Genomic DNA, 24990 nt, shown 5'->3' with positions numbered 1-24990 from the left:
TCCGTTCACAGTTGTATGGATTTAACTTATAATAAGCAAACATCACCCACCTAATTAAGCCTTACGAATCCTATGAGTCAACATTCTGATATCAATGACAACGTCAATAGTACCGATACTACTGATGAGCAAACCCTTAATAGCACAAGCGAGCCTATCGATATCGATAACAGCACTAGCCAAGAGATAGAACCGACCTCTGACAAGCATATCCGCATCGTCAATACGTTTATGAAGCGCCGTACGCACATGAACAAAAACGCCGAGCTTGCACTAACTGCTCCAGAATTTTCTGAGTATTTGGTCAATAACAGTTTTGGTGATGGCGATCTTACCGGTATTGACAACCTACGTGCGTTATTCGCTGATAGCCCTAACGGCCCAGATGCGCCGCTTACAGTAGAGATTGGTTTTGGCTTGGGTGATTCATTTATTGAGATGGCAGCCGCTGACCCTACTCGTAATTTTGTCGGTGTAGAAGTGCATGAGCCTGGTATTGGTAAATGTGCGTATATGGCTGGCACCCAAGATTTGAGCAACGTAAAAATCATTAACGGTGATGCCATTCAATTGCTCAAGCAGCTACCAGAAAACCATATCGACCGTATTCAGCTATACTTTCCTGACCCATGGCAAAAGAAGCGCCACTATAAGCGTCGTTTCGTCAGTCCTGAACGTATGACCATTGTTACGCGCAGCTTAAAACAAGGCGGCTGGTTCCATACAGCAACTGACTGGGAGCACTATGCATTTTGGATGGTTGAAGTATTGGATGGTTTCGCTGGATTGACCAACAAAGCAGGTACAGGTAATTTCACTGAGCGTCCTGACTTTCGTCCAATGACTAAGTTTGAACGTCGTGGCCTCGACCGTGGGCATGGTGTTTGGGATTTGATCTATATCAAAGACTGATTAATACAGCTTTACTTTTGATAATTTTGACAAAGCGGCTATCTGATGTAGCCGCTTTTTTTGGCCTTCCATATGTCATAGAAAATATCTCTAAAAATACTAGACATCCTATGCATAACTATGTCTGCTGACATCTTAGGTGTATATCTTGAGTCATACTCCTGACTTTTAATGCCTATAGTATGATTATGCATAAAAAAAGATAAATTTATAATTTGTGAAACATAGCGCTCATAGCGTTGTTTGTAGACAAAATTGCTTCTCTAAAGTGATTAGAAACGAAATATAGAATCCGTTCCTAATACTAATAATCTACGTAAACTTATGTATTATAAGGCTTTACAGAGTTCTCCCCATAAGCTGTGGATAACCCTGTGCATAAGTCACCACTTGACAACTTTATAGCTAAGCAACTTAAAGGATAAGGTAAAATCGTTCATTTTTTGTACAATTTATAAAGCATTTAAAATCAATAATTTACATTAAATTTACACACATAAAAAATTATTTTAAATAATTTCTAAAATAATTTAATTATTCATAATGTTTCACAATTAGCAAAAATAAGCCTTTTATTTATTGTGGACAACTCCTAAATCTGTTGACAAGCATAGTCATTATCAGGTTCAAAACAACAGCGACCTATCGCATCATTTCTGTAGATTTTCAGCCTTATAACATGCGACAGATAGTGTCGTCTAGCATCCCTCAATGAGCATTATAGTGCTTTTCTTTTGTTATAATTACCTTATCAAATCAACAGTGTTAAGAAGTTAAGTCAAGTAATGAGCACGCCAAGTCTGACTAAAAACAACGATAACGACAGTGTATTACGGACTTATTTTTACTTCTCTAGCTATTTAATTTTACTGTATAGTAGAACGATACATTCGATACTACTACCTATACCAGTCACGTGACAACCTATTTTTCGATAAAACAGCCAAACAATAATTGCCGACTTCATAACAGTCAGTATGCGTTTGCCAAAGGTTTTAACAGTACCAATATTTTATTTATAGCATCAACTTAACTACCGAAAACAAGGAATCCAATATGGACGACAATAAAGCCAAGGCCCTCAAAGCGGCATTAGGTCAAATCGAAAAGCAATTTGGTAAAAACACCATCATGCATCTAGGCGATGACTCGGCCATTATGGATGTCGATGTGGTCTCTACAGGCTCTCTAGGATTAGACATTGCGCTTGGCATTGGTGGTCTACCAAAAGGCCGTATCGTTGAAATTTACGGCCCAGAAAGCTCAGGTAAGACGACGATGACCCTACAAGCTATTGCAGAGTGTCAAAAGCAAGGTGGTACTTGTGCCTTTATCGATGCTGAGCACGCGCTTGACCCTGTTTATGCACGCAAGCTTGGGGTAAATACTGACGACTTATTGCTCTCGCAGCCTGACAATGGCGAGCAAGCACTTGAAATTACCGATATGTTGGTACGCTCAGGTGCAATAGACATGATCGTGATTGACTCAGTAGCCGCCTTGACGCCACGTGCCGAGATTGAAGGTGAAATGGGTGACTCGCACATGGGTCTGCAAGCGCGCCTGATGAGCCAAGCCCTACGTAAAATCACTGGTAACGCCAAACGCTCTAACTGTATGGTGGTGTTTATTAACCAGATTCGTATGAAAATCGGTGTTATGTTCGGTAGTCCTGAGACCACAACTGGTGGTAACGCACTGAAGTTCTACGCCTCTGTACGTATGGATATTCGCCGCATTGGTGCGGTCAAAAACGGTGATGAAATCATCGGTAACCAGACCCGTGTCAAAGTCATCAAAAATAAAATGGCACCACCTTTCCGCCAAGCTGAGTTTGAAATTACTTACGGTGAAGGTACTAACCACTTAGCCGAAGTTATTGATTTAGGTGTGGAGATTGGAGCCGTTGGCAAAGCAGGGTCTTGGTACAGCTATGGCGACGAAAAAATTGGTCAAGGTAAGGCTAACTCTGTGCTTTTCTTAAAAGAGAATCCTGCCATTGCTCAAGAAATCGAAGACAAGATTCGTGATGAAAAGCTTGGTACAAAGAAAAATAGCAAAGCCGACGAAACTGAAGAAGCAGAACAGGCTTCTGAACCTGTACAATAATGGTTTAACGATTAACCGTTGTCAGTAACTATGATTCATTATGAAAATTAAAACCTTAGCTGAAATTCTAGCTGAGTCGGCACCCGACTCAGCTAGTTCTGTTGATAGAAAATCAAAAAAACTGCCTAAAAATTCTCATACGAAAGAGTCTAAAAAATCAGAGAAGTTTAGTAAACGGACTATTCGTTCAAGTAAAGATGATTCAGTCACGAATGACGCTACTATTAATACAACGTTTTTTGAAGACTCCTCTCCTAAGTCAAAGAAAACTTCTAAATCTAAAAAACGTAAAAAGCGTTTTCATCCAGCGGCTAATTTTACCGCTGAGCCTAGTGACACCACTACATATCAACCCCCCGAAGCGCAAACCATCAAAGAGATGCTGGCAGAAGTTAAACTCGACATTCAGAATGACGAAGTTGACAACAGCTTAGCAACAGATAATGGTCGTAGCACTGAGCCGCTATCCAAAAACTCAGAACATGAAGCTGAGCTTTTTGCTATCAATGGTAGTGAAACAGACAGCCAAAACGATAACATACCAGCCGCGCTCAAAGCCTACTTACGAACCCCTGAACAAAAACAAGCAGAAATCGATGCGATCAAAGCAGAAAGTCGATTGCGTTGGCTCGCATTTTATTATTTATCACGCCGTGAGTACGGTAAGGCTGAGCTAAAGCAAAAGCTGATCGACAAAGAACAAGACCCAGAGAAAATTGACGCACTACTTGATGAGTTTGAAGAAAAAGGTTATCAAAGTGATTACCGCACTACCCTAATGCTGATACGTGAGAACATTCGCAAAGGTCGTGGACGTGGTCGGATCAAACAAGAATTCTATCGTAAGAAGATTGCTATGCCAGGTAACATCGATGAGCTAATCGATATGGCAAATACTGAGTCTGATGAATTTAGTGAGTTTGTAGATGATGATGCAGATAACCTAGTCGATGGTGTAGATTGGCTAAAACTGGCGGTGATAGCTCGTACCAAAAAATACGGTAATGACATACCAGTTGAGCAAAAAGAAAAAGCCAAACAGCTACGATTTTTGCAGTATAGAGGGTTTAATACCGATATCTGCTTTGCCGCACTTAATCATACCACAGAGTCGCTAGACGAGCGATTTTAACGCCTTGCTGTCACTGTCACTACCAAACGGTATTTATCGACAGTCATACTATTGTGATAGACGTAAAAAAGAGCACGTTATATAACGTGCCCTTTGATCAATACTGCCAGAAACAGTACTGCCAGTTATTTTAATTGAGGCGGCTTTTAAGTATTCAGTTAGAAAGTTTCAAATTCTAAGCTGCCAAACTACTTGAACAAACTACTTAAAATTACCAAGACGGCTAGATAGCTGGCTAATGATTTGATCTATCTCTTCATTAGCTTCAGACTCATTATCTAGATTACCATTAGGCGTTAGCTGATTCATGACCTCAGGCAACAGCTCAGCGAGTCCCTGTCTTACCTCAGTTTCATTAGCACCAGTATGAGCGGCCACTTGCTGAATTTCATTTTCGTCAAACAAACGGTTAATTTCGTCTGGATTTAAATTATCGTTTGCTTCGTTATTACTCATCCAAGAGCGTGCTTGACCTTCATAGCCCATACCAGTGATTTTTGACAACGCCCCACTCAAACCACCATTACGTTTGATCCAACTGAGTACCATAGGCATCAACGCAGCGACGAGCATACCTTTACCACCAAACCCATTATTAGTACGCTGACCACCTAATACACTACCTAAAATATCACCTAGTCCGCCAGCACCTGAACTTATACCGCCGCGCTGACTACCGCCCGTGAGACCACCAATGATGTCATCTAAGCCAAAACCATTATCTGCTTGACGACTATTTTGTTGAGGGCTATAACCACCTGCCTGACTGCCACCGCCCAGCACACTACCTAAAATATCACCTAGTCCGCCAGTCTGCCGTGTTTCAGTACGTTGGTTAACTGGATTGCGCTGAGCGTCGTCTGGATTCATTGCACTACGTGCCACTTGGCTCACTAAATTCCCTAATAAGCTCATTATCTATTCCTCTTTTTATCGTATTGTTTAGTACAAAAATACTGCTAAAATTTATGAAACACCATATCTGCATACATGTTCTTTAATAACGGGACAGCAGAATTACGAGTTTTATTTTCTATTTTTAATATAACAGATTTTAATATAACAAACCTCTTTGTCCTTTGAGATAGCTATTTTGTTATGACGTGTAGAGATTTTTCACCGTAAAAGGAGAAGTCTAAGACCAGTAGATAACCAGTTATCTAGCATTATCCTTACTGGTATTGGCTAAAATATTTAACTGTCGCCATTGCTCGTGATTTACTTGGTCGCGAAATATAGTAGTCGAAAACGTTTTTTGATAAGGCTCAACAATATTGAATTCGACACTCATTGCCCACTGATAGCGATTTATATCAACTAACTCTGCTTGCCATAACTCATCGCCGCGGCCCGTTCGTATCAGTAATTGCCATTCTTTATCAATACGCTGACTGAGCGATGGCTGACTAATATGTAATAGTATTGGTCTCGATATAATCAGATAACTTGCAACTGCTGCCGAGACTATTAAGATTAGTAAATACTGCCACAAAGCAAAAGATGCAAACCATGCTAATATCATCATAACCCCAGTCAAGCCTACATACAGCAGCGCGCGTAAATAACTGGCAGGCGTGATAGCTGTATCAATACGTAGCGAGGTTACTAGCGTCATATAAGCGTACCATGGGAAACGTTAGATATTGTGCTGACCCGTTCCTTAAGACCTAAACCAAGTCTTTGGTGTGGCGCCATGTTTTTATCTTATTGACCAATGCCCAGATGTCGTCCTCTTCTGGACGATTTTGATTGGTAAAGTAATCAAGCAAGTCTGGGTCTTCATGAGTGAGCATTTCTGCAAATGTTGCTTGTTCAATAGCATCTGCTGTCAGATATAGCTCTTTAACATAAGGATCAATATAAAAATCCAATTCTTTTAATCCGCGGCGAGCTTGATAAATGATACGGCGCTGTTCATTGGTTGGTTCTGGCTGAGTTGTACTTGTCATAGATTTACTCTTATTAATTGAGATAGTTTTATTGGTTTAGATAGTTTAAAAATAGACGTTAAGCATAGCGTATAGAATATTTATAGTCTTGAAATCTCACTATGCATTCGGACATGTAGAATGAAATTAACAACGATATGCTGACAGTTGACTCCATAAGGCAACTGCTTGCTGCATCATCGCCACATTATGCGTACGAATGATACTTGCTCCTTGCTGTAGCGCAAACAACCCAGCTGCCGTTCCTGCCGAATCACGCTCTACCGCTTGCGTCGTACTCACAGCTTCAGCTCTACTTTTGGTCAATACTTCTGCTAAAAACCGCTTACGAGAAATGCCAAACATCAATGGTAGTCCTAGTGTTTGCAAGCAGCTCAGCTGACTTAATAACGCGCAATGATGCTCATAGTTCTTAGCAAAACCAAAACCTGGATCGATAATGATATTGCTTTGTTTGACGCCGATGCTAACTACTTCGTTAATACGGTCGAGCAGCTCTGTACGCACTTCATCGATCACATCATCATACTGTGCTAGATTATTCATTGTCGTTGGCTCACCGCGCATATGCATTAGCATAACAGGTATATTAAGTTTAGCAGCCAGCTCTGCCGCACCAGTACGTTTCAGTGCTCGTACATCGTTCCAAATGTCAGCACCTTCATTAAATGCTGCCTGCATGACTTCAGGGCTGCTAGTATCAATCGATAACCAAATAGCATCACCACAATGCTGACGAATAGCTCGGACCACTGGCACAACTCGTTGTATCTCATCATCAGTCGCCACAGTTTGCGCATTTGGACGAGTAGATTCACCACCAATATCGATAATAGTGGCACCTTTATTTATCATCTGCTGACAGTGCGCAACGGCTTTATCTACTGCGTTAAACTGCCCGCCGTCCGAAAATGAATCTGGCGTCACATTCAAGATACCCATGACATGCGGCTGCGACAAATCTAAGGTTTTATCACGGCTAGATACTTGGTAGTTGGGTAAAGGTTGAAATAATGACATGAATAATCCATCGCAAATAAAATTTATAATGCAGCTTTAGGGCGTGTTGAACATTCGACCATGGCACTGACAGAGACTATTTTTTAGACAGTTCGACGTTAGAAATAGTAAGTTTAGTCATTCTAAGTGTGTATTTTTAACAATGAAATGGCAAAAAAGAGTCCTGTTTTCTTCTGTTGATATTAGAGCTGAGCCTAAAACTGCCCCCAGATCCATACAAGCAGTACGTTGCAAACCTAGTTAAGGCTGGAGCATTACCGTCACTTTATACCTTGTCTGGAACAGTTTTAGCGATTAGCAGTGCTTATTCGTGAATGTTCAACACGCCCTATTTATTATCTATGCTTATGATACCAGTAAATCTTATGGGGTTCTAAATCCTTCATAAAATGATGACAATAAAAAAGCCCTCTATCATAAAGGGCTTTTTATAAAACATGAGTACGCTAGCATTTACATCGCCGGTAATGGTGGCGGTGTAGCACCCGTTGTTTTGACATCGTTTTTCGACAAGTTTACTTCGTTATGCTGGTAAACTCTTGGTGGTCGCGGTTCTTCACCTGCTAGAATATCTTGCAGTTGGTCACGATCAATAGTTTCCCAGTTCATAAGCGCATCAACCATCGCATGCATTTTGTCTTGGTTGGCTTCAATCAATTCACGAGCGATATCATACTGCTCTTCTAGCATACGACGCACTTCTTCATCGACCTTCTGCTGAGTAGCTTCAGAGATAGTACGTCCACCACCACCGAAATACCCTTGTGAGTTATCGTCATCTTCGTATACCATAATACCGAGTGCATCAGACATACCGTACTTTGTGACCATAGCACGTGCCATTTTGGTAGCACGTTCAAAGTCGTTCGAAGCACCCGTCGACATTTGATTGATGAACACTTCTTCGGCGATACGACCACCAAACAAAATAGCAATGTCGCTCAGCATTTTCGACTTGTACATACTGGTCTGATCATGCTCAGGCAACTGCCAAGTGACACCAAGGGCAAAGCCACGCGGCATAATAGTGACCTTATGCACCGGATCTGTACCTGGCAATAACTCAGCTACTAGCGCATGACCCGCTTCATGATATGCAGTTGCACGGCGCTCTTCTTCACGGATTACCATTGATTTGCGTTCAGGACCCATATATAGCTTGTCCTTCGCATCTTCGAAGTCATTCATATCGACGCTGGTCTTGTTGCGACGCGCGGCAAACAATGCAGCTTCGTTTACAAGGTTGGCAAGCTGTGCACCACTGAATCCAGGCGTACCACGAGCAAGAGAACTTGCATCTACACTGATTGTGTTTGGTAGTTTCTTCAAATGGACTTTCAAGATTTGCTCACGGCCTTTGATATCCGGCAAGCCTACTTGTACCTGACGGTCAAAACGACCTGGACGCAGTAACGCTTTATCAAGCACGTCAGCACGGTTGGTTGCGGCAATAACAATAACGCCTTCATTACCTTCAAAACCATCCATCTCAACCAATAGTTGGTTCAATGTCTGCTCACGCTCATCATTACCGCCGCCCATACCGGAACCACGATGACGACCGACTGCATCAATCTCATCAATAAAGATGATACAAGGAGCGCTTTTCTTCGCCTGTTCGAACATATCACGGACACGTGATGCACCAACACCGACGAACATTTCAACAAAATCAGAACCTGAAATTGAGAAGAAAGGCACTTTAGCTTCACCAGCAATAGCTCTCGCTAACAAGGTTTTACCTGTACCTGGAGGACCTACCATCAAGATGCCACGAGGAATCGTTGCACCCAGTTTGGTAAATTTGTCTGGATCACGTAAGAACTCAACCACTTCAACAACTTCTTCTTTGGCTTCTTCACAACCGGCCACATCTTCGAAGTTAACGTTGATTTGATCTTCGGTCAGCATTTTCGCTTTTGATTTACCAAAGCTCATTGGGCCACCGCCTTTACCGCCAGCGCCGCCTTGCATATTACGCATAAAGAATAAGAACAGACCAATAATCAATAGAATTGGGAAGCTGGCTATCAGTAGTTGCATTAGTACGCTTTGGCGCTTTGGTGCAGTTCCTTGAACTTCGACTTGGTTCTCACGTAGCATTGGCATGAGCTGGTCATCTGACACAGCTGGTCTAATGGTCTCAAAAGATGAACCATTTTTCTTTTCGCCGGTGATCTGTTCGCCGTCGATCTCGACACTGGCTACTTGGTTTTCTGACACTGCGGTCACAAACTCAGAGTAGTTAAGGTTATCCGGCTCAGAGGATTGATCAAAGCCGCTAAACACCAGCACCAAAACGCCGATTACCACCAGCCACAATAAGGTATTTTTTACCATGTCGCTCACTAGTTATTCCCATCCCTTACTTATTGGTGTGTTTATTAAACACGTGACGTCTATAAACGTATTGCTCATTTTTAACGAATATCCCGATAATAAAAAACTGCTAAATTAAACTTATATGATTTATAGGTGGCCTAAAAATTGTTTTTATAAATAATCATTATGAGATAAACATAGATATACGATCACTGAGCTTGTAAAACGCTTATTATCAGACGACTTTGCCTAAAACGTATGCTAAAAACAAAGGTAATATACCATGATATGTGGTGCTAACCCGCATAATTCAAGCAGGTTTTACGATTATTCATTTAACAATTGACGCAGCTTTTATATCGCGATAATAACACTTTATGGTGGTTTACCCTCACGCTTACAAGAGCAGCAACCTATTGATGTTAAAACTATTTAATCGCTATCCAAAACATCTCTTTTGAGCGTGGTCGTGACGCACCTGGCTTTATACTACGAATCTTACTAAAATCCTGCTGCATCTGCTTGCGTAATTCTTGTGTACCCTCACCTTGAAACACTTTCATAATAAGTGCGCCACCTTCTGGTAAGGTTGCGAGCGCGAAGTCTACTGCTAGCTCACATAAGTACATCATACGTGGCTGATCGATAGCGCTATTTCCCGCAGTATTGGGTGCCATGTCAGACAATACCACGTCGACTTGTCTATCACCCACTTCTGCCATAATGGCATCAAACACTTCAGCTTCACGAAAATCGCCCTGAATAAAGGTCACATCAGGCAAGGTATCCATGGCCAAAATATCAGAGGCAATCAAGATACCATCGTCACCTACCAATCGACCAGCGACTTGTGACCAGCTACCAGGCGCACTGCCCAAGTCCACGACCGTCATGCCTTTCTTGATCAGGTTGGTTTTTTCATTAATCTCTAATAATTTATAAGCGGCACGGGCACGGTAGCCATCTTTTTGAGCTTTTTGCACATAATGATCGTCAATATGCTCTTTCATCCAAGCACTGCTGCTCTTTGATAGTTTTTTGTTTTCGATACGCGTGGCCAAAATACCTGCTCCTATTGCTTTACTAAATCTAGCTGCTTTAATTGCTCTATCACTTACAAACTGATATTAATCCGTTGCGGATCATTCTAAATACGGTGTTAATCAGATTTTTTATTCATGGTTGGTTGCAAACTGACCAAATTCTATTGGTTAAATAACTGTTTTATAAGGCAGTAGCGTTTATAATGTACCAAACATTCAGTTTAACATTTTCGTCACGTAAAATCGTGCAAAATCCTGCTGATCTCATGCAAGATGGTCACAGATTATCTATAATGATCAATAACTGTTTTTGACAGTACCATTTTTATTTTTACCAACACTTAGGAATTCTATGCAACTCGATAACGCTACCATCAAACGTCTAAAAGGCATCGGTCACGAGCTAAAGCCTATCGTTATGATCGGCAACAAGGGTATTACTCCAACCATCACTGAAGAAATCGATCGCGCGCTAACAGATCATGAGCTTATCAAAGTGAAATTGCCTGCTGGCACGAAAGAAGAGCGTGACATCGTTGGCGCTGAACTTGCTAAAGCGGCTAATGCATCTTTGGTTCATTCTATTGGTCGTATGGCATTATTACTACGCAAAAACCCAAATGCCAACCCAAAACTGTCTAACCTAGCACGTCACGCGCAGTAATATGTCATGATAGACTGGCATTAAGTGACTGGGTTTTATGTTCACTTATATCATAGCCAAACGATAATGAAATACAAAGGCCGCGACGCATCTTGCTCGCGGCTTTTATGTTCTCCGATAGTCTCGGTTATACTTAACATATAGTATTAGTTCCCTGAATCAGTATAATTTCTCTTGTCACTATCACCTCTTTATTATTACCGTCGAGATGTACTTATAATGAAACAAGCTTTTAACCTCCGTCTAGCCACCGAGACGATAGCGAAAGATGCTCAGGAATTAGGCGTGTCTATAGAAGAGCTTGAGAATATCTCTATCAAAGTAAGTGCAGAGATCATCCAGCAACCAGCTTTGCAACTAGTGCTGACCTATCAAGTGACTCTGCCTAGCCAAATTCTAGCCAATCAATTCAATTGGCCAACATGGCAACAAACTCAAGTAAATTTCACTGATTACCTATGGGAAGAAACCTGCCTTGAATGTTTTATTGCTGGCAGCAAGATTGTGCGCTGTAAGACTGATGATGAAGATATCGTAGCACGCCATCAGACAGAACCTTACAAGATACCATTTCAGCAAGCAACCGCTTATATAGAGATTAATGCTAACCCTGATGGTCGTTACGCACTTTATCAATTTGAGAGCTATCGTAACCCTGCGGCACTACCGCCATTACCGTTGTACGAGACCGATGAAACCACGCGCGCATCTATTAATTGGCGTAACTGTAAAGAGCTAGCAGATATATCAGGGGAGAACCCGTTATCTAGCACTCCAACGGTAGTGCAGACACCTTTCCGTTATGGGCGTAGCTTTAGCCTGCCTATAACTCAACTACCGAATCAACAATACGCTATTGCAAACATAATGATTGAACAAATACATCCTTGTGTCATCTTATGGTTTGGCAAAACTGACTTATACTTTGCCTCGGGCCATGCCTCCCCGCCTGATTTTCACAATCGCGACTATTGGCCAAATTTTGAGCTTTGATTTTGTTAAATGAGCTGTACTTACTTAGACATCCCAGTTTAAAGCACAAAAAAAACCCAGTAATGTCACAAAGAGCATTACTGAGTTTGGAGAAAACTTTAGTCTTATTTAACTGATACTTACTTCATTTAACCGATGTTTATTTGTCAGCCATCGCAAGGTAGATACCACGATCTGATGCATCATCAACATACTGCGAATCACGCCATGTCGTATAGCTGTATGTACCGCTATAAGGGCTAATGCTATTTTGACGGAAGTCAGATACCCAGTCATTGCCATCAAAAATCTGAATATGACCATGTGGACGGCTTGACGTGCGGTTATAGACAACGACATCACCAACTTGTGGTGCCATGTCGTTACTGATTTTGGTAAAGCCAGCTTGGGCTAGCGTGCCACGAGAAGCGTACTGATAGGCTGAAGGGTTAGGCGTAAATTCGTAACCTGCAGATTGTAACGCTTTACGTACATAGCGAGCACAGTAGCCAGAGCTTCTAGATAGAGCGACGCGAGAGGCATTTGCTGCTGCAATAGCAGGAGCAGAGTTGCGGTCAGGTACGCGGCTTGCTTGCTGCTGACGCTGCTCGTAAGACAAACGACTGGTCAGTGAAGCGAGCTGATATTCTTTTTGCTTAGCATGAGCGCTTAGGTTGTCAATTGCTTGACTGATCTCATCGTTGCTATATACATGTGCACCACTGTTAGTGCTATAGATATTGCGACTAGAACCATAGTTCGCAGAAGTAGAAATATTTGTGATGGTATGACTCAAGGTATTATTTGGTTGAAAGGTTGTTTCGGCAGCACCACTCGTCTGTGCGATACCCATTCCCAATACTGACAAAATTAATAAAGCTTGTTTCATAAATTTACTACCTATTGTTAATACAAGTCTGCTCGTCATCCGTAACGAAGCATCAATTAATTTAGAGGATATAATCATCAAATAGACGTGATAAAATCCCTATTACAACGGTTCATTCTTTTCAAATAGTGACTAGTGCCAGTAGTACTTCCCACCTAGTCAACTATCTTATAAGCCATCTGCTATATATTGCTTTTAGCATGTCTGTTATGAGTATCGAGTTTGTCACCTATTAGATGAGTACTTACGATGTCAAAAAAACAGCCTAATCGGCTTGCCCAGCTTATAGATCATCAAGCATTTGCTGGTAGCGCGCTACCTCAAACCCTTGCTAACAACATGCGACTATATATAGAAGCAACCAACGAGATAAAAGAGCTATTGGTAGACTGTCTACCTGAAGAAATACTCAATACCTGTTGGGTTGTAGGCTTATCACCTGAGCAGTTGATATTAAGTGTTAGCTCAATGACAGCAGCAAATCATATTCGCTATTTACATAGCTCGTATTTGCAAATACTAACAGAGCAGTCAATTACATTTAAACAACTCAAGCAAATTCGCGTCGTTGTGGCTAAACACTCTACTGATAATTATTCATCTAAACAATCATCAACATCATCACTGCACTTGCCAAATTCTCGTAAAGCCAATGAAAATCAGGCGCTTAGCCAGAACACAAAACGGACTATATCACAGGCCGCAGAGCATGTCACCACTGATGAAAATCTCAAAAAAGCTCTTTTGCGTTTGATTAATCATTAAAAATACTGACCATTAAATGTAAAGTTATGTAAATAAGAGCAGGTGATGGCATTGGTAAAGATGGATTTTTGTAATGTATCAGATAAAAAAAATCCTTCGTTAGTTACATCCAGATTATGGATATAGCTAACGAAGGATTTAAAAACCATCTACAGCTTTTGTATTATATGCCTTAACAGAAAATTCATATAATCATATAGATAATATATTCAAAGTATAGCATATTATATAAATGTAATTATGGGCTTCCTATGTAATATTGCGTAAATGTTTCGATACTTCCTGTATATTCCTGTATTTATCCTTCAATAACCAAATCATTGAGCGGTAAATACTCGATAGGACAGGTTACATTGTCATCAAAAGTTACAATTTCAAAATTATCTTCGTCAGATAGTATTTCACGTACTAATAAATTATTTAGAGCATGACCAGACTTATAGGCGTTAAAACGACCTAAAATTGGGTAGCCAATCAGATGCAAATCTCCCAAAGCATCTAAAATTTTATGACGGACAAACTCATCGTTAAAACGTAAGCCTTCTGCATTAAGTATATTGGCATCATCGATAACGATGGCGTTTTCCATACTGCCACCTAATGCTAGGTTATTTTGACGTAGCGCTTCTATATCACGTAAAAATCCAAAAGTACGCGCAGTGCTTAATTGTTCGATAAAGTTCTGTGTAGAGAACTGCAACTGTGCATGCTGAAAGTTCTTATCAAACGCAGGATGATCAAAATCAATTTCGAAATTTAATTCATACCCTTCATAAGGACGTAGCTCTGCCCACTTATCTTCTAGCTTTACTCGTACTGGACGTATAATTTTAATAAACTTTTTGGCCGCTTCTTGCTCACAAAATCCTGCATCTAGTAAGAGCGCAACGAAAGGCGCAGCGCTACCATCCATAATTGGTATCTCTGAAGCAGAGACCCGAACTAACAGATTGTCTACTCCTAGACCAGCGATGGCACTAAGCAGATGCTCAACCGTGCCCACTCGCGTACCACCAAACACTAAGTTCGATGACATCATCGTGTCTTGTACTAAAAACGCACTCGCTGGAATTGGTTGACTACCTTCTATATCAGAGCGCTCGAAAACAATACCAGTGTCAATCGGCTGTGGATGAAACTCCAAGTCAACAGGCTGACCACTATGTAGACCAGTACCCGTAACGGCTATTGCTGTTTTTATGGTTCTTTGGTTCATGGTTGTCTTCTCACATATTTTGTTACAATTGACATAGTGTACCATTACCGACCCCTTATTCGCTATATATAAAAAGCGCTAATTTTCTTATCTCCTTGATTGATAACACTTATCGTCAATATCCTATTGCTGATTTTTACTTTATATGGCCTACCTAATGCTATAAAACAACGAGGCTCATATACGTTTCGACAATCATATACATATAGATTACATAGAAAATTGTCATAATTTTTCTTATAGAAGACGTTTCATTTTTCCTTAACCACAAAAAAACCAGCGTTAAAACGCTGGCTTTTTCTTACTCACAGTAAATTAGAAGTACTATTTATTCTGTTGACGTTTTAAATAGTCTTGAATACTGTTTGTTTTAGTCTTAGGCTGCTCTTGAGGTGCACTTGCGCTAGGGCGTGCAACGCTATCTTGATACTGCTGAGCTTGTGACTGCTTCTGACTATTTAAAGCGCTGGTATGCACGTTAGGATCAACAGGTTGCGTGCTATTAACAGAAGGTACTGGCTGCTCTACTACTTCTGGCTCTTGACCTGCGTTTTCATCTAACGTTAAGCCAGTTGCGATAACGGTCACATGTAAGTCGTCACCCATTTTTTCATCAATCACAGAACCGTAGAAAATATGAGCGTCATCAATATCAGTAATTTCTTCGACTATTGCACTGATTTTGCTCATCTCATCTAGTGACAATGACTCTGAAGAAATAACGTTAACCAGTAGACCTTTTGCATTTTCTAAACGCAAATCATCAAGTAGTGGCGATCTGATGGCTTTTTCAGTCGCTTGACGTGCACGATCATCACCGCTGGCGCGACCAATACCCATCATTGCATGACCTTTAGCAGTCATCGCCGTACGGATATCGTTAAAGTCAATATTGATCATACCTTCGCTAGCAATGGTTTCCGCAATACCTTGAACAGCATGCAGCAATACATCATCCGCTTTTTTGAAAGCATCTTGCATAGAGATGTTGCCGTATACACTCATTAATTTATCATTTGGAATCGTGATAATTGAGTCGACAAAGTTAGTCAGCTGCTCAATACCTGCTTTAGCAGCTTTGATACGCTTACCACCTTCGAATTTGAATGGCGTGGTCACAACCGCAACTGTCAGCACTTCCATTTCTTTAGCAATACGAGCAACAACTGGCGCTGCGCCTGTACCAGTACCGCCACCCATACCAGCAGTGATAAATACCATATCCGAGTGCTCAAGCAATGCGCGAATCGCTTCTTCTTCGCTCTCTGCTGCTTCACGACCCACTTCTGGATTTGCGCCTGCCCCTAGACCACGGTTCGTTTTTGCACCTAATTGCAGTTTGTGCGGTGCAGTAAGACGATCTAGCGCTTGTTTATCTGTATTGGCACAAACGAACGTTACACCTCTGATGCCTTGCTGTACCATATGTTCAACTGCATTACCGCCGCCGCCACCAACACCGAATACAGTGAAGCTTGCTTGGCCATTGTTTTGAAGCTGATTATCATCTGGCATGGTGTATTTTGACATAAAAAAGATTCTCCAGTTGCAGATAGCGTGTAAGTCGATACATAGTAACGCACTCATGTGGCGCGCTATCGACATACTATATATAAATGTATTTAAATAAAACAGGGTATGGCTAAAATCGATCAGTATAGACAATAATATGTCATTATTACTTAATACTTTATTTTTAAAACTAATTTATTCGCAATGTTACTTTATTTTTTGCTTAACTAGTTTAGAGACATTCCATAATATATGGATGCTCTAGATATGAGGTTAAACAGATCTATAATATTTTCTTTAAAACATTTGCAAACCGTTGACCCGCACTCCGAAATACGCTTGATACTCGATTGTTTTGAATCGCTTCAGGTTCGCTTTTTTCGCTACGGCGGAATTGCTCACTTTGACTATATAACAATGTGCCAAAAGCCGTCTGATAAGCACGGTCATTCACTTGACTATTTAGTAGCTTAAACGACTCATCATTATCAAAATGATTATAAGCGCTGATAGCAGGATGGGTATTGGTCAGTACGACAGGCATTTTTAGTAGCTTTTTGGCAAAGGGTATCATACCTTTAATCGTACTACCGCCGCCAGTCAACACAATCCCTTTATCGATATAGCCTATCAAACCTGCTTCGTGTAATTGACGCGCTACTTCAGTGAATATCTGAACGTAACGAGCCTCAATGATGCGTGCTAGGTTATAGATGCCAATATTGATTTCGTCGCCCGAGCCTTGAGGCTTGAACAAAAAGAATGCGCTTGGATCGACACTATTAACATCAGCTGTACCATGAGACTTCTTCAGCTTTTCAGCTTCAATCATGGAAATACCAAAATCAGCTGAAATATCCATTGTCACTTCATGACTGCCCGTTGCTATACAATGGGTAAAAATCAGCTTATTCTCTTTATATACACAAATGCTGGTCGTACTAGCACCGATATCTACTAAACAAACCCCTTGCTGGCGTTCCTCAGTCATCAAACTATACTCAGCACTGGTCACTGCATCGAAAACAATATGATCAATGCCGACGTCACAACTTTGTAATAGCTTTTGGATATTCTGACGGCTGGCAACAGGCATCATCATCATGTGGTACATCACGGTGATATTGTGTGCCATCATCTCGATGACATCATCCACCATAAAGTCTTGCTCATCAACATAGATACCTTGCTGACAGCAATGCATCAAATAATAGTCAGATGATAAATCACGCGATTTTGCATTGGCCAATGCTTGTACCATATCTTTGGCACGTACAACTTCATCCTCTACTTTGACCTCTCCAGCACTGTTTTTACTAGATAGCTCAGGTGTCGCAAGCGTTAACCAAACACTATGCACACGGCAATTAGCGGTGTCTTCTGCTTCTTGAATGGCTTGCTTGATAGCACCTTGCAGACGTTCACGATGCTTTATTTGACCTTGATAAAAATCGCTGTTTTTAACTTGTCCTACGCCCAAAATACGAATGTCTTTTGCAGAGACAACATTGCCTATGACGACATATACTGCCGTGGCACTTAGATGGACAACAACCAGATTTTCATTATTTTTCATGGTACCAGACAAATTATCGCTAAATAGAAGAGCAAGTGATGCTCTTCTATTAAATCATTAAAAAAAGCGTTACTAATACGCTATGATGTTGTACATATTTTCTTCAAACTAAATAAACCGTATTAGCTCACATCGATTATGCATAGATGTATTGCTTACTTAGGCTATTCTGATTCAGCAGTCTGTGTTACGTTCCAAGCGATGGTAAAGCCATTTTTATACCGTAAATCTACAGACTGCATGTCATCTCGACGCGTACTTAGCTGATTGCCAAGCAGCTGGCTTAAATTCAGTAGTTTTTGCGCCGTATTCTCATTGTCTACAATCACACGTAGCCCATTGTCAAAGCGGATTAGCCAAGTCATTCTCGGTGACAGAATGATGTCTTCGACCTGCATACCAAGCGGTGCATACCAATCATTGACCTGCTGCATTTGTTGCATAATAACTGGTGCTTGAGACATCTCGCCCTGTAGGGTCGCAAAACGTTCTTGTGTTAAATCTCTACTATCAGCAGGAACAAACACAGCCCCTTTTGCATCGACCAAACGTTCCGTGCCAAAATTGGCAACTGCTTGCTTGGGTAATGCGTTGACGACAATACCACGTTGCCAATCCCGAGAGATACTTACTTGGTCTACCCAAGCTAAGCCCATCGTAATATCTCGCAATGCTTGCAAATCAGAAGTAAAAAAGCTACTTACTTGTTGTTGTTCCATCACTGTCTGTAATGAGCGATATTGAGCAGCAGACAAACCTTGATTACTGACATAAATATTTGCTGGCGGTGCATCACGTAACGCTTTGCCGCCCATCATTAATATTAGCACTAGCAAACCTAAGACCAGTACCATAAATAGATACTTTACCGTTGCCGGTATTTGGATCTTAGATTTTGGGCGACCGGCTTTATCACTCATCAAGTCAGTTACCTCGTTGACAGTTTGAGCCATAACGACCTTTGTCCCTATATTTGCATAAAACTGATCATGCTATTTATTGATATAAATCTGCGTATTTTTGGCAGAAGCTTATTAAATCGATATGTTATCAAATTTTATTAAAAATATAGCTTATATACAGCGATTACGTTGATTTAAACGTAACATTTTTCTTAAATTATGAATAAGTTATCAGTTGTATTCACAAAAGAACATAAATATCACCGAAATAGACCTATTCTTACAATATTAACGTATTTTGTGGTTAAACAATAGCCAAACACCAACTAGCAGCAGCGAATTTACACAAGTTTACACGAAGCTGTGGTATAGCAGCTCTAGTGACACAAAGAGTCATCACTATCTGCTCAATTTGATTGATTTGACAATTATAGTGTTTGCGTCAAAATATGCCAGCATAGCGCATCAAAATCTAGTCCGCGCGCTTTAGCCGCCATTGGCACCAAACTGTGACTGGTCATACCTGGTACGGTATTGATTTCAAGCAACCAAAAGTTGCCTGCTTCATCTTGCATGGCATCGATACGTCCCCAGCCTTTTGCATCTACTGCACGAAATGCTGCAAGGCTTAAATCTTGCAAGTGCTTTTCATCAGCAGCGCTCAATCCACAGGGGATGTAGTAACTGGTATCGTTGCGATTGTACTTGGCTTCAAAATCATAGAAATTAGTGATATCAGCTGGTTCGAGACGAATGACTGGATAGGCTTCATCATCGATAATCACAATCGTAAATTCACGACCTGTAATCCAGCGCTCAGCCATCACCGCATCACCACATTCCACTGCAGTTGCATAAGCGGCAGGCAATTCATCAAGATGATTGACCTTTGTCATGCCAATGCTCGAACCTTCATGAACTGGTTTAATGATAAGTGGAAGACCTAGCATGTTAACCACTTGCTGCCAGTCCGTATCAGCCGTCAATAATGAAAATGGTGCAGTTGATAAACCGCAGCCTTGCCACAATTGCTTGGTACGTACTTTGTCCATGCCTAGTGCAGAAGCTAGAATTCCTGAACCAGTTTGCGGTATATCAAACCACTGTAATACGCCTTGCAGCAAACCATCTTCGCCGCCACGACCATGTAACACATTAAATACGCGGTCATATTTGCGTAGCTCAGTGATGTCTTGGTGCTTTGGATCAAAGTGAGTGGCATCAACGCCTTGGTTTTGCAGCGCTTGCAATACTGCCGCACCACTGTCCAAAGACACGCTACGCTCATTGCTACTGCCACCATAAATAACGGCTACTTTGCCAAACTGACTGGCATCTTTTGTATGAGTCGTCGTGTCTACAGATGTATCATTGGTAGCTGCACTTTGAGTGCTATTATTGTCTTTATTATCAGTTGTCATGAGGATCGTCCCTAAATTTTAGCTTACTTAATATAAAGGTTATTGGCAGCCAAATCGATAGCAATTTGCCCGACATTGCCAGCGCCTTGGGTAATCAGCATATCGTTGGCTTTTAACAAACGCTGCATAACAGGAGCTAGATTGTCTTTATCAATAATAGTCGGTTCAACTTCACCGCGCAAACGGATACTGCGCGCTAGTGACTTGGTATCAGCGCCGGTAATCGGACTCTCACCTGCTGAATAAACATCTAATAATAATAGCTCATCAACGCTCGATAGCACTTCTACAAAATCATCGTAGCAATCACGGGTACGGCTGTAACGATGTGGCTGGAATAGCATCACCAAACGACGATCAGGGAAGCTTTGACGAGCGGCTTTGATGGTCGCATCGACTTCTTTTGGATGATGACCATAATCATCAATCAATAAGACATTACCATCATCGATATCGACAGAAGCATGCTGCTCAAAACGACGGCCCACGCCTTCAAATTTTTGCAGGGCGCGCTCAATCGCTGCATCATCAACGCCTTCATCGGTCGCCATCGTGATGGCAGCAAGCGCGTTATAAACGTTATGTGTACCAGGAATGTTCAACGTTAGACGTAATGGCTCACGGTCACGGCGCAGTACGGTAAAGTGAGTTTTGGTTCCTTCTGTCACCAAGTCTACAGCCTGCACGTCATTGAACGGCTCAAGACCAAAGGTCAATACTGGACGACCGATATCATCGATCATTGCATACAGTTCAGGGTCATCACCGCAAACCACTGCCAGACCGTAAAACGGCATGTTTTGTAGAAACTGGATATAAGCGGCTTTTAATTTATCAAAGCTGTTTTCGTAGGTTTCCATATGGTCTTGGTCGATGTTGGTCACAATCGCGGCCATCGGATGCAATGACAAGAACGATGCATCAGACTCATCAGCCTCTGCTACCAAGAAACGGCTGCTACCCAATGCTGCATTTTTGCCTGACGCATTTAACTTACCGCCGATAACATAAGTAGGATCTAGCTGTCCTTCTGCCATCATCGTGGTTAGCAAACTGGTTGTCGTCGTTTTACCATGTGCGCCAGCAACTGCGATACCATGACGATAGCGCATTAGTTCACCAAGCATATCGGCGCGGCGTACCACCGGTAGACGAGCTTCAAGCGCTGCTTTTACTTCAGGGTTGCTACGATCAATCGCTGATGAAACAACAATAACATCGGCATTGGCAATATTTTTGGAGTCATGGCCAATCGATATCTCAATACCAATCTGCTGTAATCGTTTAGTCACCAAGCTTTCTGCGATGTCAGAACCACTGACCTGATAGCCTTGATTGTTCATTACCTCAGCGATACCACACATGCCTGAGCCACCAATACCGATAAAATGCAAATGCTGAATGCGGCGCATTTCTGGTATTTCAATCAAACGCTTAGGTAGAGCTTTCGCAGAGGTAGGCATAAGGATCTCTCTTTATTAAAGGTCAATAAAACTTGGTAAATTCAAATAAGGGGGATAGATGACAGACTATAGTGCTTGCCAAATGATGTCAGCAACTTGCTTGCTCGCACTACGGTTGGCCAATGCGTGGCCTTTTTTTGCCATCGCTAAGCACTTCTCTCGATTGAGTACGCCAAGCTCGTCACTTAGACTCTTGGCAGTTAGCTCTGACTGCGGTAATAGAATTGCCGCATCATGCGAGGTCAACGTGCGTGCATTAGCCGTCTGATGGTCATCCACTGCATGCGGTAGCGGTACAAAAATAGCGGCGATGCCGACGTTTTGAATTTCCGTCACGGTCAATGCACCTGCGCGGCAAACGATGATATCTGCCCAGTTGTAAGATGCAGCCATGTCATTGATAAAGGGCTGTACAGTAAACTGATGGTTGTTTAGGTCTTGTGCGCTATAAGCCGCTTGCGTGGCTGCTTCATTGTTGCGTCCGCACTGGTGTAAGACTTCAAACGGCTGATCTAGTAATGCTAATGCTTTTGGTACTGTATCATTTAATACCTGAGCGCCAAGTGAACCGCCTACTACCAACAGTTTAAGCGGTGAACTGTCATTTACATCGTAGCGTACCGTTGGCTCTGCGACACCAGTGATAGCATTACGCACAGGATTGCCCACTGTCTCAAGCTTGGCATCTTGCTGACTATTAGCAAAGGTATTCTCGAACGCTTGTAATGTCTTGGTCGACAGCTTAGATAAGTAGCGGTTGCTCATGCCAGCGATGGCATTTTGCTCATGGATAATCAAAGGCGTATTAGTCATACGCGCAGCGATACCGCCAGGTGCAGTGACATAACCACCGAACCCAACAACCACGTCAATCTGATTACTGCGAATCACTTTTACAGCTGCCATCGTCGCGGACAACAGAGTCATTGGTAGCTTCAATAATCGACCAACGCCTTTGCCACGAAGCCCTTGCATATTAATAGCATGAAAGGGATAACCTGTTGGCTCAACCAAACCGTTTTCCATACCATTTGGCGTTCCCAACCAATGAATCACCGCACCGCGCTGGGTCAGCTCGTCGCTCACTGCAAGCGCTGGAAAAACATGCCCGCCCGTACCAGCTGCCATCATCAATATATGCGGTGTTTTCATGAACGCCTGCCTATCTTTACTTTATTTATATGAAGGGTTTATCTCACTGCGGCGGTGGTAATTATGAAAAATAATGACCTAGCCAAAGCCCGCATAGTATAGAGGAAATCATTGTCTTATATACAGTACTTTATGCAGCAAAAATAACAAAAATCCAAGCCATGATCGGTCACGGCTTGGCGTCGTGTAATGCTAATAAACGGTAAGGAAAATCAATGACTAACAATACTTCAAAATACGGGTTCTACGTAGTCAAAATATTCCTGAACTCAAAGCATTCCTGGACATAGCGAAAGCTACGCCGTAAATTTGTTCTCAATCGCCATAATAAAGTCGGTTGCGATATCTGTACCGCACTGGTCATCAATCTCACGTACGCATGTTGGGCTAGTGACGTTAATCTCAGTGATACGCCCACCGATCAAGTCTAGACCAACGAACATTAGGCCTTTTTCTTTGACGATTGGTGCCACAACTTCTGCTACTTGACGTTCAATATCAGTCAATGGCATGGCAACACCGCTACCACCAGCTGCTAGATTACCACGGGTCTCGCCTTTGGTTGGAATACGAGCCAAACTATAATCTACCACGACTCCATCGACGATCAATACGCGTTTATCGCCCTCTTTGATTTCTGGCAAATAACGCTGCGCCATAATGGGCAAAGTCTCAAGCTCAGTCAGTATCTCTAACGTCACTCCAATGTTTGGGCTATCAGCAGTCAAACGGAAGATACCAGTGCCGCCCATACCATCTAGTGGCTTGACGATGACGTCCTGCTGTTCAGCGATGAATTTACGAATGTGTGCTTGTTTGCTAGTCACAATCGTTGGGCTCATATAATCGCTAAACCACGTCGCAAATAACTTTTCATTGCAGTCGCGAATCGCCTGTGGGTCATTGACTACGAGCACGCCTGCTGCTTTGGCATGGTCAAGCATATAAGTGGCATAGATAAAGCGCATATCAAACGGTGGATCTTTGCGCATCAAAATCACGTCATAGTCGCCGACTGGCCCTGTGCTTTTATCACCCAATGTATAGAAATCTGCAGGATCACGCTTTACTGTCAGTGGCTGCGTATCGACCATCAACTGACCACGGTCCAACCACAAGTCATGAATCTGACAATAACCAAGCTGATGGCCACGGTCTTGAGCGGCCCACATCATAGCGAGACTGGTGTCTTTTTTATAATTGACACGCTCGATAGGATCCATAATAACGAGTATTTTTAGCGATTTTTCTTGTTTTTGTTGGCTCATAATAAGACTCACTTACGTTATATTGTTGATATGAAACGAACTCAGTGCCCAACTATACGCCGTACTGCTCACGGTAGTGTTGCATTTTGGCTAACTGGGTCGCGTCTTTATGCTGGCTGTTTTGTGCACCATGGTCATCGGCCAGATAGCTGATCAAATCATCGATATCGACCAATGCACGCACAGGCACTTCTAGTGTCGCGGCAAGCTCTTGGATAGCAGAATGCTCGGCTTGACCTTTTTCTTTACGATCGAGTGCAACGATAATACCAGCAACGCTTGCGCCTGCTTGCTCTAAAATCTCGACCACTTCGCGCATGGCTGTACCCGCTGTGATGACGTCGTCAAGTACCCAAACGGCCTTGCCAGTTACGTCAGCACCTACCAAATTACCGCCTTCGCCGTGAGTTTTGGCTTCTTTACGGTTGTAGCCCCATTTAGCATTGATGCCATAGTGTAACCATAACGCTTGCGCTGTCGCTGCGACAAAAGGAATACCTTTATAAGCCGCACCAAAGATGACTAGCTCTTGCTCATTATCGCCATTATTTGCACCCATTTGTTCAGCTAAGGCATCTGCATAACCACGTGCTAGTAACGACAACATCTCACCAGTCGCAAGCAAGCCTGCATTAAAAAAGTACGGACTGATACGACCAGACTTTAGGACAAACTCACCGAACTTGAGCACTTGGTTGTCTAG

General features: G+C 42.1%; 22 protein-coding genes. 6 read left to right on the top strand and 16 right to left on the bottom strand.

Annotation, left to right across the window (positions count from 1 at the left end; genetic code table 11):
• Window positions 1–72 precede the first annotated feature (72 nt).
• The 3 genes from trmB (at window position 73) to B2863_RS01660 (ending at window position 4153) form a co-directional block, all read left to right on the top strand.
• Complete coding sequence (trmB, locus tag B2863_RS01670; protein WP_296207086.1) at window positions 73–912, top strand: tRNA (guanosine(46)-N7)-methyltransferase TrmB; 840 nt, start codon at window positions 73–75, stop codon at window positions 910–912.
• Between the two features lie 1056 nt (window positions 913–1968).
• Window positions 1969–3021 carry a recombinase RecA gene (recA, locus tag B2863_RS01665; protein ID WP_101205782.1) on the top strand — a complete coding sequence of 351 codons (1053 nt, stop codon included), beginning with the start codon at window positions 1969–1971 and terminating at the stop codon, window positions 3019–3021.
• 40 nt (window positions 3022–3061) lie between these two features.
• Window positions 3062–4153 carry a regulatory protein RecX gene (locus B2863_RS01660; RefSeq protein WP_296207085.1) on the top strand — a complete coding sequence of 364 codons (1092 nt, stop codon included), beginning with the start codon at window positions 3062–3064 and terminating at the stop codon, window positions 4151–4153.
• 201 nt (window positions 4154–4354) lie between these two features.
• Here B2863_RS01660 and B2863_RS01655 read toward each other — a convergent pair whose 3' ends face one another.
• From B2863_RS01655 to B2863_RS01630, 6 genes are all read right to left on the bottom strand, one after another.
• Window positions 4355–5068, bottom strand: a complete 714-nt coding sequence (locus tag B2863_RS01655) for a YidB family protein (RefSeq protein WP_296207084.1) — start codon at window positions 5066–5068, stop codon at window positions 4355–4357.
• 241 nt (window positions 5069–5309) lie between these two features.
• Complete coding sequence (locus B2863_RS01650) at window positions 5310–5768, bottom strand: hypothetical protein (protein WP_296207083.1); 459 nt, start codon at window positions 5766–5768, stop codon at window positions 5310–5312.
• A 52-nt stretch (window positions 5769–5820) separates the two neighbouring features.
• Entirely contained in the window at window positions 5821–6102 is a 282-nt protein-coding gene (locus tag B2863_RS01645; protein ID WP_296207081.1) for a succinate dehydrogenase assembly factor 2, read from the bottom strand.
• 126 nt (window positions 6103–6228) lie between these two features.
• Complete coding sequence (gene folP, locus B2863_RS01640; protein WP_296207080.1) at window positions 6229–7122, bottom strand: dihydropteroate synthase; 894 nt, start codon at window positions 7120–7122, stop codon at window positions 6229–6231.
• Window positions 7123–7575: 453 nt separating this feature from the next.
• Window positions 7576–9471, bottom strand: a complete 1896-nt coding sequence (gene ftsH, locus B2863_RS01635) for an ATP-dependent zinc metalloprotease FtsH (protein WP_057761422.1) — start codon at window positions 9469–9471, stop codon at window positions 7576–7578.
• A gap of 401 nt (window positions 9472–9872) precedes the next feature.
• Window positions 9873–10505, bottom strand: coding sequence for an RlmE family RNA methyltransferase (locus B2863_RS01630; protein ID WP_057761424.1), 633 nt, complete (start codon window positions 10503–10505; stop codon window positions 9873–9875).
• 334 nt (window positions 10506–10839) lie between these two features.
• Between B2863_RS01630 and B2863_RS01625 the strand changes: the two genes are divergently transcribed.
• Both B2863_RS01625 and B2863_RS01620 read left to right on the top strand, forming a co-directional pair.
• On the top strand, window positions 10840–11151 hold the full coding sequence (locus B2863_RS01625; protein ID WP_057761426.1) for a YhbY family RNA-binding protein: 312 nt from the start codon (window positions 10840–10842) through the stop codon (window positions 11149–11151).
• A gap of 219 nt (window positions 11152–11370) precedes the next feature.
• Window positions 11371–12144, top strand: coding sequence for a hypothetical protein (locus tag B2863_RS01620; RefSeq protein ID WP_296207078.1), 774 nt, complete (start codon window positions 11371–11373; stop codon window positions 12142–12144).
• Window positions 12145–12283: 139 nt separating this feature from the next.
• On the opposite strand, the gene B2863_RS01615 is transcribed toward B2863_RS01620, so the two are convergent.
• Window positions 12284–13012, bottom strand: coding sequence for a CHAP domain-containing protein (locus tag B2863_RS01615; protein WP_160022325.1), 729 nt, complete (start codon window positions 13010–13012; stop codon window positions 12284–12286).
• Window positions 13013–13261: 249 nt separating this feature from the next.
• Here B2863_RS01615 and B2863_RS01610 point away from each other — a divergent pair, with 249 nt between their 5' ends.
• A complete protein-coding gene (locus tag B2863_RS01610) occupies window positions 13262–13777 on the top strand; it encodes a hypothetical protein (protein ID WP_296207073.1) in 516 nt (171 codons plus the stop codon).
• A 298-nt stretch (window positions 13778–14075) separates the two neighbouring features.
• On the opposite strand, the gene lpxC is transcribed toward B2863_RS01610, so the two are convergent.
• From lpxC to pyrE, 9 genes are all read right to left on the bottom strand, one after another.
• Window positions 14076–14993 carry a UDP-3-O-acyl-N-acetylglucosamine deacetylase gene (gene lpxC / locus B2863_RS01605; protein ID WP_290178785.1) on the bottom strand — a complete coding sequence of 306 codons (918 nt, stop codon included), beginning with the start codon at window positions 14991–14993 and terminating at the stop codon, window positions 14076–14078.
• A gap of 324 nt (window positions 14994–15317) precedes the next feature.
• Window positions 15318–16523: a cell division protein FtsZ gene (gene ftsZ, locus B2863_RS01600; protein ID WP_057761433.1), complete on the bottom strand. Its 1206-nt coding sequence runs from the start codon at window positions 16521–16523 to the stop codon at window positions 15318–15320.
• Window positions 16524–16788: 265 nt separating this feature from the next.
• Complete coding sequence (gene ftsA, locus B2863_RS01595; RefSeq protein WP_296207068.1) at window positions 16789–18081, bottom strand: cell division protein FtsA; 1293 nt, start codon at window positions 18079–18081, stop codon at window positions 16789–16791.
• A 164-nt stretch (window positions 18082–18245) separates the two neighbouring features.
• Window positions 18246–19034, bottom strand: a complete 789-nt coding sequence (locus B2863_RS01590) for a cell division protein FtsQ/DivIB (protein WP_296207066.1) — start codon at window positions 19032–19034, stop codon at window positions 18246–18248.
• Window positions 19035–19411: 377 nt separating this feature from the next.
• Window positions 19412–20404, bottom strand: a complete 993-nt coding sequence (locus tag B2863_RS01585; protein ID WP_296207065.1) for a D-alanine--D-alanine ligase — start codon at window positions 20402–20404, stop codon at window positions 19412–19414.
• Between the two features lie 23 nt (window positions 20405–20427).
• A complete protein-coding gene (murC, locus tag B2863_RS01580; protein WP_101205772.1) occupies window positions 20428–21867 on the bottom strand; it encodes a UDP-N-acetylmuramate--L-alanine ligase in 1440 nt (479 codons plus the stop codon).
• 66 nt (window positions 21868–21933) lie between these two features.
• Window positions 21934–23019: an undecaprenyldiphospho-muramoylpentapeptide beta-N-acetylglucosaminyltransferase gene (gene murG, locus B2863_RS01575; protein WP_296207064.1), complete on the bottom strand. Its 1086-nt coding sequence runs from the start codon at window positions 23017–23019 to the stop codon at window positions 21934–21936.
• A gap of 296 nt (window positions 23020–23315) precedes the next feature.
• Window positions 23316–24287 (bottom strand): glutathione synthase, encoded by a 972-nt coding sequence (gene gshB, locus B2863_RS01570; RefSeq protein ID WP_201568751.1) that lies wholly within the window; start codon window positions 24285–24287, stop codon window positions 23316–23318.
• A 52-nt stretch (window positions 24288–24339) separates the two neighbouring features.
• The coding region (gene pyrE / locus B2863_RS01565; protein WP_296207060.1) for an orotate phosphoribosyltransferase at window positions 24340–24990 on the bottom strand (651 nt) is incomplete at its 5' end.

The sequence above is a fragment of the Psychrobacter sp. UBA3480 genome (genome assembly GCF_002377945.1).
Lineage (GTDB): Bacteria > Pseudomonadota > Gammaproteobacteria > Pseudomonadales > Moraxellaceae > Psychrobacter.
Note: the sequence above shows the minus strand (reverse complement) of the source record. Positions and strands in the feature narration are given on the sequence as shown.